We start from the raw sequence: 12835 nt of genomic DNA, 5'->3' as shown, positions 1-12835 counted from the left end.
AATCTAACCGCCCCCATCACTTGATGCGTGTCCACTATTCGCGGGTAGGATCAGCGCCTCCAAAACTATCTTTGTCATCTGTTGTTCAAAATGTTCTGCATGCAGATATCTCTTTTCTTTATATTTTTTATCTTTATTCAGGTAGGGTTGATGCAAAGTACATTCCGGAGGAGTGGCAGAGATAATGGTATTAATAATATCAATTGGCATCGGGTATTCAAAAAATAGCTGCCCATGGCGATAATTATGTTTAATTTGCCATTCCGACAGGTCGTTAAAGAAACAATCTGACTCTGGTTTTGGAATAGCGCTGGCTTTTTCGCTGCCCCACACAGCAACTGCAAGGTTGTATAACCCATGCGCATGTGGCCAGAACATTTTATTGAGCTTAGTAACCCCGAACTCCCTCACCCGCGGTACATTTTTACAATATAAATCGAGTTGAATCCCAGCGTCTGCAACATTGCCATCAAGGAGTGCGATGAGATAACGAATGATCAAAAGATCGCCAGGGGCTTGTTTAGTCGCAAGTAGCGCTTCCGCTTTTTTCCTGGCATCAACTTCAAAGTCAGTACGTTTGTACCATAAAGCCATGACTAAATTAGTTATCGTTATTGTGACAGGATGGCCATTGTCACTCATGCCAAGCTTTTCAGGTAAAAGAAGTGGTACGCGGGTAAACATACCTGCAGCAAGAATATCCAGAGTTACCCATATATTCATGCAGTGATCGCATCCTGAATCCACCCCCAGCGTCACATGCTTAATCATGGCAGACTGAAGCAAAGCTGAATGGAGTACTTCCATATTGTTTGACAATATAGCTGTCTTGTATCCCAGGATATCCGGTACACGCTTCATTCTAAGCATAAAAAGCCATGAGCTCACTTGCTCCTGAAGTGAACACTCATTGTGGTGATGTTCATGAATATCCAGGCATTCAGCTAAATAGTCCTTCGTACTCATCCATATCAAGGCATTTTTCTCAGCTTCTTTTTCGTATTCTCGTTGATACGCACGTTGAAATTTCCCTGAAATATAACCCATGAAATCACCTGTAAATTAATATATACCCGTCATATTTCAAGCTGCTTATGCGTTGGCTGTACCCGCTCACCCCATCTTATTTATTCCGATGTTTCAGCTTTCTTTTCCGTTGTTTGCCATTGTCCATTGACCCATTTACGCGTTGTGATCATCATCGTGTTTTGATTATTACCGCTTCCTGCGGCTTCAGTGATTTCCTCAATGAGTACAGGCTGATCATTGTTAATTTTCCATACTTTAGATTGGTGCCAGCAACACCCGCTTTTGGTTGATGTTGTCAGGGTTCGAGACTGAGGATCAATATCAAACAACCCCAGATTTTCGCTACCGAGCTGAGTTAATGCATCATTCTTAACAAAATTTTTGGACTTCGGTTTGTAAAGTAACACTTCATAAGAAGGACCACCGTAAGCTCCTTCATTGCCCGTTCGCAGGGCGATGTCATCGAAGCCATCAAAGTTAATGTCATCAACAACCAGGCCACTGTTATTGTCGCCATACATCTCAACCAAATTTGCCGTGGCTTTCCCTTTGCTATTGAGCTCAATAAAAATATTTTGAGGCTGCAAATGCTGCACCAGCTTTCCGGTATCTTTGGTAAAAATATCTAACATTCCAGGCCCTTCGCAGGTTGGATATGATGTGTCCTGATTACAGCCGGAAACTGAAAGTACAAAATCCCATTGCTTTGATGCGGTATGGATCACTGAAATATTATCCACTGATGCCAATTTGCTGATCCGCGATATATAGCTATTGCCGAGACAGGAAAGATCATCACTACACAGTTGGCGCTCTTTTAACCAACTTAGCTGCTGATTTTTTAATAGTTCTTTATCTGAGTGCTTTCGAGCTAAGGCATAGCTTTTATTTAAAACTGCATCAAGCTGCATCAAATACGGGCTGGCACATATTGCGGTGTCATCTTTCAATGTCGCTTTTGAACAATCAATTGCCATCACCGACGCAGGTAATGCCAATAACGTCACGAATGTAAATACTCGATTAAAGCTAAGCATACTGATATTCCCTTATGGGTAGTGACTCCGAGAACACTTTCTGTGTCGTTGAAAGAGCTTAAATTTTAAATACTCTGCTCACCAGACCCATTTTGCCCAAGGGATGACCAAAGTAAAATGATTCTGCCTGCTCTATACGGGGGGAAATGAATGCATGGCGATAAAATGGGATTTTTTTTGCGGTTAATCATCACGTTATCGCCCCATTGTTCTTCAGGATGAAATTGATAATTTGTATAATTAAACATTAGGCATTCACAGAGACAGCACTGTTGAAGCGTTCTGTTGTAAAGGAAGGTGAGTGCCGCAGTATCAGTTAAGGATAATCATGATGTTGCCATCTTTCGTCGGCCGTCGATCACGCCGTTCGCCTTTCCTGCTTCGTTTGTCCCTTCCCGTTCTCACCGTATGGCTCAGCATCACCCTGGCCATGAGCTGCGCGCCAGCGTGGAGCGCAGAATCGCCCGCCCCCGCGCTTCCTGCCAGCCAGGAGATTAACTGGCCAGCGGGCACTCAACTGACTGTTGAGCTGGAAAAAGGCCGCCTGAGCGTGATTGGACGTGACGACGATAAACCGACCGTCACCCTGACGATCAACGCACTGGATCTGACGCGCCCGGAAAATGATCAAGCACGCCAACTGGCAGAGCTGCCAGCACCGGTCCGCGAGGTGCGAGTACAGGCAGATGGCAAACACCAGCGCGTAATTTTACCGGCGCCACCGTCGCTGGATCTGATGCAGGTCAGCGGCGTACAAGCCACTCTCGCCGTCCCCAGACATTATCAGGACGTGCTGAATATCCGTGGTAAACAAGTGGATCTGGACCTCCAGCACTTCTCCGGCACTCTGTCAGCCAGTACCTTGACAGGCAAGATAACCGCCAGTGATTTGCAGGGCATTATCCATCTCTACAATCAGCTAGGCAGCTTGCATACCAGCAATCTCAGCGGCACCTTGCGCCTGCAACAGGCCGTCGGGGTGCTAAATGATACCGCCAGTCAGGGCACTGTGTTTTATCAGGTTATCCGCGGCCAGTTGACCGCCAATAGCCAGGCCAAAGACATCAGCATCGAGCAGATTGACGGCACGCAAAAAATCCAGGCCACCCAAGCCACGCGCTTTAGCGACAATCTGCAATCCGGCCAGGCGACGATCCGGCTCCCAGCCAGCGTACAGCAAGGTGAAATTCAGACCGTCAGTGCCGCGCTGTCCGTGCAAGTCGCACCAGACTTTGCCGGTAGCGTACAGGTGAATGGGGGCGCAGGTGGCAACATCGTCAACCAGCTGACTTCCGAGCAAGCCAAGCCTGGCCATCTGCCTTTACCCGACAAAACTCTGACTCTGCAACGCGGCAGTTCTGATGCAAAGATTGCTATCAGCACTATCAACAGCACCATTACGCTGTTACCGCCTCAGGCTCAGTAATATGCCGTCCAATCAACTTACTTCGCGCAGACGCTTTTTCAAAGCAGGGAAAAGTATGACTGGTAACCGATTATCCCGCCGCTTCCGGCGTGGTTCGATATTGCTATTAGGTGGGCTGTTAAGCACCGTACTGCCCTGGCCAGCACTGGCAACGCAAGAAACTGGCTCGATTGAGGCGGTGGAAAATGGCGCTTCATCCGCACCCGCTGCACCCTCTGGCGAAGCTTTGCTGCAAAGCAAACCGGTACATGGCCCGTTGACGCTGCCAGATAGCGAAGAACGTTCTGTGCTGGGCTTTTATCAACAGGGCGAGACGACCTACGCCCTGTTCAGCCGCCCCGATTATCAGGATGACAGCCAGACCTATCATGACGTTATCGATAGTTTTACTGATGCCCGCATCGTCGCGGTCTTTTTCCAGGATCTCGACGGCGGAAATCGCGATGAAGTAGTGGTGATGTATGAAGATAAACAAGGCCAGCATCTGCGCGCTTATGCCGCCTCCGGGGGGAGTTATTCCCCGCTCGCCGCCATGCAGGCAAAGCTGGATACCATTGCGCCCGCACTCAAGCCTTTTACCGTGGCGTCCAGTCGCAAAGCTTTACGCGCCTTGCAACCGCAAGACTATCGCATCTCTTACGACTTACCTGCCGATAGCCCACCAGAAATCCAGGCGCTGCTGCGCGGTCAACTTGCCAGCCCGGCACAGCCGGTTGGCTATGCCGATGAACAAGGAAACACCGTCAAGAATGCGGCTTCAGCTTTGTTTGCGATCACCCGCTATCCTGAACTGACGCGATCGGTAACCACCGCCGATGGACAGGTCCTGACGTATGTCTTGACCCAAATTCTGGCCCGTATCGACATGTGCCAGGATGAAGAATTGGTTTTTGGCACATGGAAAGTGGCCTATATGCGCGCCGATAAAGCGCCAGTCATTTTTGAAAGCGCACCGGAAGCGTCCCCCAAACCCGACTATGACGGCCCCTGGATGCAATTCAGCGTCAATAACTGCTATGCCCTCCCACAAATTCGCGGCAACTACGCACAGGGAAAACGGCAAGGACATTGGGAATTTATCAATACCGAGAATAGTGCCGTGCAAGAAAGCGGCGACTATGTCGATGACCAACGCCAGGGCATGTGGAGCGAATGGGATGTCCCCAGCAACAGCGACTGGCGCGGCCAGTACAAAGATAATCTCAAGGAAGGTTTATGGCTGCTGTCCACAGACAGCCAACCCCCCGTCGTGCTGGCGTGGGAAAACTACCGCAATGGTCAGCTCAATGGCCCGACCGAGCGCTATGAGCTGTCGGCCAGCACCACAACCCAGCCCAATCCGCTGAGTTTGCTCTACAAAGGCGAATATCGTGACGGGAAGAAAGCGGGCCACTGGGCAGAGACTCATGGTGACAAACGCGAGGAATCGGAATATCTGGATGGCGTGCTGCACGGCGTACAAAAAAGTTATAACGCTGACAATGTCCTGATCCGCCAAAGCACTTACCAGCAAGGCCTGCTGGAAGGCGAAGAGCGGCGCTTCTACCCTTCCGGGCAATTAGCCGAAATAACGCGCTACGTGCAGGACCAGCCAAACGGCGAGCAGTTTTTCTTCTATGACGGCAAAGTCAAAACCGGCCCGTTGTCGCAGTTGAAAAACTGGAAGCAGATCGCGCCGAAAAATCCGAAAGCTGATTGTGATCCACAAGATCGTGAACGCTGTACTCCCGCTGGAAAGCCGCGAGCATTCAGTCTCTTATCCGGTGAACAGCGTGAATACGCCGAAAATGGTCGCCTCACCCGCCTGTATTTCCAAACCGGTGAAACCAAAGTCGGCAACGCCTACGGTTTCACTAAAAGCGGCCAATTGAACAGCGTCACGCCGTATGTCAACGGCAAAGAGCAAGGGGTAAGAACTCTGTATTCAACCGGCACCCAACAGGACGACAACCGCTTAATTCAAGTGTTGCCCCAATGGGACAACCGGGTCACTGGCGTGAGTTACGGTTTTGATAGCAGCACCGACAGCCTGCGCGCCATCGAGCAAGCCTGTCAGAAACCTGATGAAACCTATGCGGGTAGGCCCTATCGGTGGAGCAATGCGGGTGCTGCTTGTGGTTCACAATTTTATTTTCACCCTAACGGACGTCTGAAGCGCATCACGTGGAAAGACAGTAATTGGGACATCAATGAGATCAGCTATGGCGCAGACGGCGCGCTCGCATCAGAGCAGCGTTATGCGGGAAGTAACGTCTTTTTCAACTATCGCTATATGTGGAGTTATCGCACCGTCTCGATAACCAAACAGGAAAGCCCGGATACCCGTACCGAAAAAGGACGCACTTTTGCCGTGCTGATCCGCTCGCCCAGCCAGACCGTGGGCTATGAAAAATCCTACTCCAATGGCCGTCTTCTCGACGAAAGCTTCTTTACCGGTGCCGATAAATACTGCTGGCGGCGCTACGCTAAAGACGGCAGCGTAGAGAGAAGCAAAGGTCCGTGTGACGGGCTCCCGCTTGCCACGCAGACTCCAGTTACAACGCCAGCAACACCCAGCAAGTAGCGATCGGCATGCACAAAAAAAGCGGCCTTCGAAACCGAATGGCCGCTTTTTTATCTCTTACATCACGTTAATCGCCGTTACTCAGCCTGCATAGCTTGCGAGGCCAGATAAATTACCACCTGAGCGTGTAAGGTTTCTCTCCTGCTCCCCATACACCGTCATCACTTTGTTCAAGCATCATACCTATCCTGGCCCAGTTTTCCTTTTTGCTATTATGTTTTGGATAATCTTCAGGGTAATACGGGAGTGCATCCATAAGCACTTCATCGGCAAGCCACGGGGTTTTGCTCAGATCGGGTTTCCATAAAAAATTCACCCACGAAACTTTATGAGGATTGTTATCAAATGGATTTTTCGTGGGTTTTGTGAATTTTTCCATGCCGCCATATAAAACATATGCGCAGAAACTATTTGTCAGGAAAACAATTTTGTTGCCTGATTTAGAGATAATCGGTTTACTCTTATCATGACGGAGAAATTTTTCACCCTCTGGCGTTAGCTCAATATAACTCAGTGGGAATTCTTCTCCTTTTATATAATCAGGATCTTCAGGATACAACGAACCTTTTTTCGCATTAATTTTGACGGTCATTAATTTATTTTTTATCAGAGAGTCAATATCTTTTCTCATCTCTCCTCCGGCGGTTTGAAGAACAGATGTTTTGACATATGCCGGTAGTTTATGGCCAAAACCAGGAAGAGTAATACAGGCATTACTCGGAACATTATTTAAATCAACTAAAAACCCCTGAATAATATTGTTGATTTTTGTCTCATCGAGTTGTTCTTCATTTGATGCAGCGAATGAAATGTCAGAAATCATTGTGGATATTAATCCCAATGCAATCAAATTTCGTTTTTTTAACACCATGACTTATCCCTCTATAGTCGATTACCGTGAAGCCGTATTTTTCAGCTTCTGAAAAAATTGCTCTCTTTGAGTATCATGCTGGCCGATTCCCCGCCGGAGCTTCTGCTGTATAAAACGTCATATCAACGCCATCAGCCAGACGACCCATAGCGCACCAGCGACCCACATTGTGCGTCGACACTGTTTCAATGCACCCTGCTGGCGCTCGGCAAGGGAGAACGTTTTTAACTTTTCGCGCTGCCAGATAAAGCTCAACGCTTCTCCCGCTTGAAGGTTATTTTCTTCGTTTACCACGCGAAAATATCGCGTATCCAGCCAAAGACGCCAGCAACCAAACCAGACTATGCCGCACAACAACACGATAACGACGCGAGTCAGGTCCGATGGTGCCTTAAAGAAAGCCCATACCATTGGCGGAACGGAAAACAACAGAAAGAAACGCCAGCTATCCAGCGTTTGTTGCACCAGGAGCGACTGTAGCGCGCCTGTATTTACGGCATCGTTATTGTTGTCTTCCATTTTTCCAGCAACTCCAACTGTTCTGAGGTGAAAACGACCTGCGGGCGAGCTTTACGCACTTGCTCAACGGCATCAGCGCAAGCCAGTTTCGGATAACGCTGTAACAACCAGGCGGCTGCAACCAGCGCACTGCGTGAAAGCCCCAACGCACAGTGAATAAGTACACTCCCCTGCGTCGTGCGTAAGCGCTCCAGTTTCTCTACCGCCTGTGCCAGCGCCGCTTCGTCAGGTTTTACCAGGTCCAGCATTGGCACGCATTGATAAGTTACGCTCTGAAGCACGCGGGAGCGGGGAAACTCACTGGTCAGATCCAACACTGCACGCTGTTCGGGTGGCGTGCGCGGATACACACCTAAAAACACGCCATCAATCACGGGGCTCATCGCCGGGAGATGACGAGTATAAAGCCGCATAGAGAGCATCATCCCGATGCGCCAGGGGAGCAGCAGCCACCACACCGCTGGCGTCAGTCGCCCTTTTCCATCTTTTTGAAGGGCTTGCGCACCAAGAATACCGTAGGCAAGTGCCACAATCGTCAGTGCCAGTGTTGGCCACCACAGCCAGGTGGTCAGAAAGGTTCCAGCCAGGCAGACTAACGCACCGCACAGATAGCGGATTGCCAACGTTTTACGTTTCCCATCAGCGACTCGCCAACCCCATTTTCCCTGTTCCGGGATCAACCAGTCGATCACCATCCCGACGCCCAGACCAGTTATCACATCAATAAAGTGATGCTGCCAGGTCGTCAGAACAGAAGCGGCAATCAGCAAGAACCAGCCGCTGTTTAGCTTCTGCCAGGCTCCCTTTAGATGACGATTGAAATGCCGCCACAGCAGCCAACACAGAATAATATGTAACGAAGGCGACTGGTTGTACGGCAGGTCAAATTGTTCAAGCTGCCCAAATAACCAGCCAGCCAGGCCGGTTACCTCTGGTCTGGTAAAGGTAAACTGCATGGGAAATAGCAAAAAACCGCCGCAGGCGACGAGTGACGCCAGGACAAGCCGGCAGACCAGCCGTCGCTGTTCGTTTAGCGATGTGCAGATAAACAGCGACAGACCGTACAGCAAATCCAGGCTCCAGTACGGGAGGATAGTCAGCGGCACAAACGGAATGTACCGCTCCCAACTCAACACCAGGCTGCCAATGTTTTCGCGTCCGGCTGTAAAGTGATTAACCTGCCCATAGGTTAAAAAGAAAAAGGGAGCGAGCAGGATTAACCAACCCAAACCCTGCAAATAAAGGGAACGTCGGTTCGTCATGATTTGCGGCGCACCGCCATAGAAACGGTGAAAATGCCCCATTCATCAATCAACTGGTTGCATTTATCAAACCCCGCCTCCCGCACCAGCGCATCCATTTCTCCCTGAGTACGAACGCGCATTACCCACCCTTTGCCATCTTTATGGCTGGTGAGTGACCAGGCGATAGTTTTTAACTGCGGGTGCCAGGGTTGCCCGGTGTAGATCAGAATGCCGCCAGGCTCTATCGCGTCAGCCAGCCCGGCAAGCGAGTTACGCACCAGCGTATTTTCCGGGAACAGTTCGTACAGACCAGAAACAATCCCCAGCGTTGGACGAGGCTCAAGTGATGCCAGTTCTTCACGGTTGAAAGCGTCACCACGTTCAAAACGTGCATACTCTGCCATTGCGCGAGAGGCAATCATCTCTTGTCCTTTCGCTACGTTTAACTCGCTGTAGTCGCGCAGCAAAATATGGCTTACCGCCTCTTTACCTTCCAGCGCGTCGAGCACGTAGCGCCCGTGTCCGGCGGCGACATCAACAACGCGCACCTCTTTGCCCTGCTCAATCAGCTGCGAAACCGCCTGCTGAATCAGCATTTGCAGATGGATTTTTCGCTGGCGGATCCCCTTCCACCCCACGCTATTGAGGTAGTTTTTGTCAATCAAACGCCCCAGCTTGCTGCTGCCCTGAGGCTGATTAAGATAGACATAATCCAGCGTACTACCGGAATCAAACCCAGTATCAAATCCCAGACGTACCCCTGTCGACTGCGTGCCCAACGTCTTCATACCAAAGCGCAAACCACGATACGCAATATCTTCAAGCGAGTAAGGTTCCGGCCCCCCGCTTAACATTCGCCAGGTATCAGCGCCTGGGCTCCAGAGGTCTTCATGACTGTAGTCAAAACGCTGTGGCGGCATGGCATAAAGCGTGTCAATAAACCCACGGATCTTGTCGAATGCCAGATGTCTCTCTTTTTCCCCCAACGTATCGTGATAGAAGCCCGGCAACACGTGCAGCTCTTTCAGTGGATTGCGCAACCGCTGGTAAAAATCAATCTGTGGCTGACGGTGTACAACGTAATCTTCACCGGAGACCAGCAACTGCGTGGGCAAGGTAATTGCGCTGGCGTCGCTGACAATCCGCTCCGCTGTTTTGTAGAGATCAAGCAGGATATTCACCGCAATAGGCCGGGTGATGAGTGAGTCCTGATTGAAGCTCGCGACGCGTTCCGGATCGTGCGTCAGGTACTTTCCTTTGACATACGAGTTAACGAAAAAAAGACCGCGCAGACGGTGCATCAGTGCCAGCCCCGAACGGGCAAACGGCACATACAATTTGACCTTAAACGCAGGAGATGCCAGCACCAGCCCGCGAATGGGTGGCGCGTAATCATGGGCCCAGGTCGCAGCCATGACTGCGCCGACGCTTTGTGCAATCACGACCACATCTTCCATTGACGCCTGGCTATCCGCTGCCGCAAAGCGGACGAACTCTTCAACATCCAGCACCGAACGGGCCAGCGACGGGCTGTAGCCGCGCTGACCGGGTGAGCGGCCATGACCACGAGCATCCCAGGCATAAAACGTGGTATCCGGCATCGACAGCTCATCCACTATGTGTTGCAGACGCCCGGAATGTTCATGCCCGCGATGAAACAGGACAATCACCTTCGGTGTTGCACCTGGCGATACGGCAGGCCAGTGACGATAAAATAACTCAGTGCGATCGCTGGTCAAAAACTGCCGCTCGTCCGGCGTGCGGATATTACTCATGAGGGTGATTTCCTGTTGTTTGTTGCTGAAGAGTCAGCAAGCGCTGCTTCAGTTCGTCCATAAACACTTTTTTCTCGGGATGAAAACTCAACGCGTCACCAATACTGACATCGATAAATAATGGCAGCGGAATACGGTTACCTTTCGCCATCACCTGCTCTGTCCCGCGCAGCCAAACCGGAATAATCGGGACTTCCGGCAGGCTTTGACTCAAATGCCACAGCCCGGATTTCAACGGTGACAGTGTTCCCGGCTCGCCACGCGTTCCTTCAGGAAAGAGGATTAACGTCTTGCCATCACGTAACGCCTGTTCACACTGCGCCAACGGGTTGGTATTTCCGCCCTCACGCGAGATGGGAATAATGTTGAGAATGTTGAGCGCAAACCACGCCATGCGTTTATCACGCAGAAAATAGTCGGCAGCAGCGACCGGATGAATCTTCGCCTGTTGGCGTAAGGGAAAGAGCGAGAGAAGTGCAAAAACATCCATATGACTGTTGTGATTCGCCACCACAATCGCCGGGCCGTTTTTCGGCAGCCGCTCACGATGCCTGACGCGCAGACCCAGCCAGAGCCAGATCACTGGCCAGACGATGCACAACGTAAAGAGCGTGCGAAGAATTCGTATCATCATAAGTTAATAGCAGAAGTAGCGAATGAAGTGGAAAAAGACCGGAGCGGTAAAGATAAGCGAATCCAGCCTGTCGAGAATGCCGCCGTGACCAGGCAACAGCGTGCCGCTGTCTTTAACGCCGATATCCCGTTTGATGGCGGACATCACGACATCACCGCAAAATCCGGTGATCCCAATAATCAACCCCGCCAACAGCGCCATCGGCCAACTGAGTGGCGTGAGCACTGGCCCCAGCAACGTGGCCAGCAAAGCCGTTGTCGCCACCCCGCCCACCAGCCCGGCAAGGGTTTTGTTAGGGCTGACCTTCGGCGTCACTTTGATGCGCCCAAGCGATTTCCCCCACAGGTATTGCGCGATGTCGTTGAACTCCGTCAGGCCGACCAAAAACAGAACCAGCAAAGCGCCAGTCTGTTGGCCATCCGCGGGCAGCACGAGCAAAAAGGCGACATGGCTGAAGGCAAACACCGTCGTCATCAGGCTCCAGTGGAGCTGGGACGCGGTGCGTAAGAACCCCTGAGTGTCGCCAGTCATCACCATCCGCGCCGGTAAAAATAAAAAGACATAAACCGGGATAAACACCACAAACATGCCGTACCAGCCGATACCAATCAGCCAGTAGTTAAGCGGAATGGCAATAAACATCCACAACAGAGGCATACGGGCGGAATGGCGGGAAGGCACCAGCGTGAGAAACTCTTTTAGCGCCATAAAGCTGACCAGCGCGAAGAAGGTCAGCGCCAGCCAGTTCGGGCTTAACATCGCCAGGGAAAACAGCACAATGATGACCCACCATGTGCGGATGCGCAGCGTCAGCTCGCGCCAGTCTTTACCGGGGCGTAGCCACACCAGCAGACCATTCACCACCGATGCCACCAGCAGAAGTGCAAAAATGACCGCCAGGGATTTTTCCAACAACATCATTTCGCCGCCTCTTCACGCAGTGCACTCAGACAACGGTTCACCAACGTCCACAATAGCAACACGGTAGCAATGCCCCACACGACGTTATTCCATTGCACCCACTGCGGCCAGATAGCCAGCACCAGCCCCCACGCGCCAAACACCAACGCTCTGTCACTTTTCCCCAGCGGCCCGGCATAACTGCGCAGACCGTTAATTGTTTGCGCCAGTACGCCACAAAACTCTGTCATCACCGCACAGAACAACATGACCAGCACCAGCAGCATGTTGCTTTCGGGGAGCAGCATAAAAGGCAGATAAAGCGCAATGTCGGAGAGCACATCGCCCAACTCATTGAGGATAGCGCCCAGGCGAGATTGTTGATGACATTCGCGTGCCAACATGCCGTCCAGGGCATTGAGTGCCATCCGAATAAACAAGACGACGGGCAGGAGAACGAATAACTTCGGATAAGGGAAAATAATCAGCACCGCGCCGGTGATAAAGGAGAGCGCCATCGCGGCCAGGGTAACGTGATTAGCGGTGACACCGCGTTTGTGTAGCCAAAACATCAGTGGGCGTAAAATTGCCTGAAAAGCAGGTTTTATCTGATATAGCGTCATCATGTTCCCTGATAATGAGCGAGCTAAGTTGGATAATAAAACTACCACTATTGTTTAATGGGCTCGACCCTTCCGTTCCATCAGTGCGATGAATATCGAATCATTCGCGGCTCGTAACTGATAATTCAGAAGTTTCCATGACTTAATGAGATTAATGCGACCGGCTAAATCAGCGCATGGGTTATATCGTCGTGGGGGCTGCGCATCGTTATCA

General features: G+C 51.0%; 11 protein-coding genes. 2 read left to right on the top strand and 9 right to left on the bottom strand.

From position 1 onward, the window contains the following. Positions 1-3 precede the first annotated feature (3 nt). On the bottom strand, positions 4-1047 hold the full coding sequence (locus tag RHD99_RS06555; RefSeq protein WP_309878035.1) for a hypothetical protein: 1044 nt from the start codon (positions 1045-1047) through the stop codon (positions 4-6). Between the two features lie 80 nt (positions 1048-1127). Beyond that, positions 1128-2066 (bottom strand): lysozyme inhibitor LprI family protein, encoded by a 939-nt coding sequence (locus RHD99_RS06550; RefSeq protein WP_309878033.1) that lies wholly within the window; start codon positions 2064-2066, stop codon positions 1128-1130. A 328-nt stretch (positions 2067-2394) separates the two neighbouring features. On the opposite strand from RHD99_RS06550, the gene RHD99_RS06545 reads away from it, so the two are divergent. Together RHD99_RS06545 and RHD99_RS06540 are read left to right on the top strand one after the other, a co-directional pair. Continuing rightward, on the top strand, positions 2395-3492 hold the full coding sequence (locus RHD99_RS06545; RefSeq protein WP_309878031.1) for a DUF4097 family beta strand repeat-containing protein: 1098 nt from the start codon (positions 2395-2397) through the stop codon (positions 3490-3492). Positions 3493-3547: 55 nt separating this feature from the next. After that, positions 3548-6055, top strand: coding sequence for a toxin-antitoxin system YwqK family antitoxin (locus RHD99_RS06540; RefSeq protein WP_309878029.1), 2508 nt, complete (start codon positions 3548-3550; stop codon positions 6053-6055). Positions 6056-6167: 112 nt separating this feature from the next. On the opposite strand, the gene RHD99_RS06535 is transcribed toward RHD99_RS06540, so the two are convergent. The 7 genes from RHD99_RS06535 to RHD99_RS06505 form a co-directional block, all read right to left on the bottom strand. After that, the gene (locus tag RHD99_RS06535; RefSeq protein WP_309878027.1) at positions 6168-6926 is read right to left on the bottom strand and encodes a hypothetical protein; all 759 of its coding nucleotides are present in this window, start codon (positions 6924-6926) and stop codon (positions 6168-6170) included. Between the two features lie 117 nt (positions 6927-7043). Then, positions 7044-7445: a hypothetical protein gene (locus tag RHD99_RS06530; RefSeq protein WP_309878026.1), complete on the bottom strand. Its 402-nt coding sequence runs from the start codon at positions 7443-7445 to the stop codon at positions 7044-7046. Continuing rightward, positions 7418-8707, bottom strand: a complete 1290-nt coding sequence (locus tag RHD99_RS06525) for a phosphatase PAP2/dual specificity phosphatase family protein (RefSeq protein ID WP_309878024.1) — start codon at positions 8705-8707, stop codon at positions 7418-7420. Before RHD99_RS06525 ends, RHD99_RS06530 begins: the two co-directional genes overlap by 28 nt. Next, a complete protein-coding gene (locus tag RHD99_RS06520) occupies positions 8704-10464 on the bottom strand; it encodes a bifunctional alpha/beta hydrolase/class I SAM-dependent methyltransferase (RefSeq protein WP_309878022.1) in 1761 nt (586 codons plus the stop codon). Before RHD99_RS06520 ends, RHD99_RS06525 begins: the two co-directional genes overlap by 4 nt. After that, on the bottom strand, positions 10457-11095 hold the full coding sequence (locus RHD99_RS06515) for a lysophospholipid acyltransferase family protein (RefSeq protein ID WP_374708476.1): 639 nt from the start codon (positions 11093-11095) through the stop codon (positions 10457-10459). Before RHD99_RS06515 ends, RHD99_RS06520 begins: the two co-directional genes overlap by 8 nt. A gap of 6 nt (positions 11096-11101) precedes the next feature. Next, the gene (locus RHD99_RS06510) at positions 11102-12019 is read right to left on the bottom strand and encodes a phosphatidate cytidylyltransferase (RefSeq protein WP_309878018.1); all 918 of its coding nucleotides are present in this window, start codon (positions 12017-12019) and stop codon (positions 11102-11104) included. Further along, positions 12016-12621, bottom strand: a complete 606-nt coding sequence (locus RHD99_RS06505) for a CDP-alcohol phosphatidyltransferase family protein (protein WP_309879093.1) — start codon at positions 12619-12621, stop codon at positions 12016-12018. The genes RHD99_RS06510 and RHD99_RS06505 overlap by 4 nt, the downstream gene beginning before the upstream one ends. Positions 12622-12835: the final 214 nt, after the last annotated feature.

The organism is Buttiauxella selenatireducens (assembly GCF_031432975.1).
In the GTDB taxonomy this organism is placed as follows: domain Bacteria; phylum Pseudomonadota; class Gammaproteobacteria; order Enterobacterales; family Enterobacteriaceae; genus Buttiauxella; species Buttiauxella selenatireducens.
Note: the sequence above shows the minus strand (reverse complement) of the source record. Positions and strands in the feature narration are given on the sequence as shown.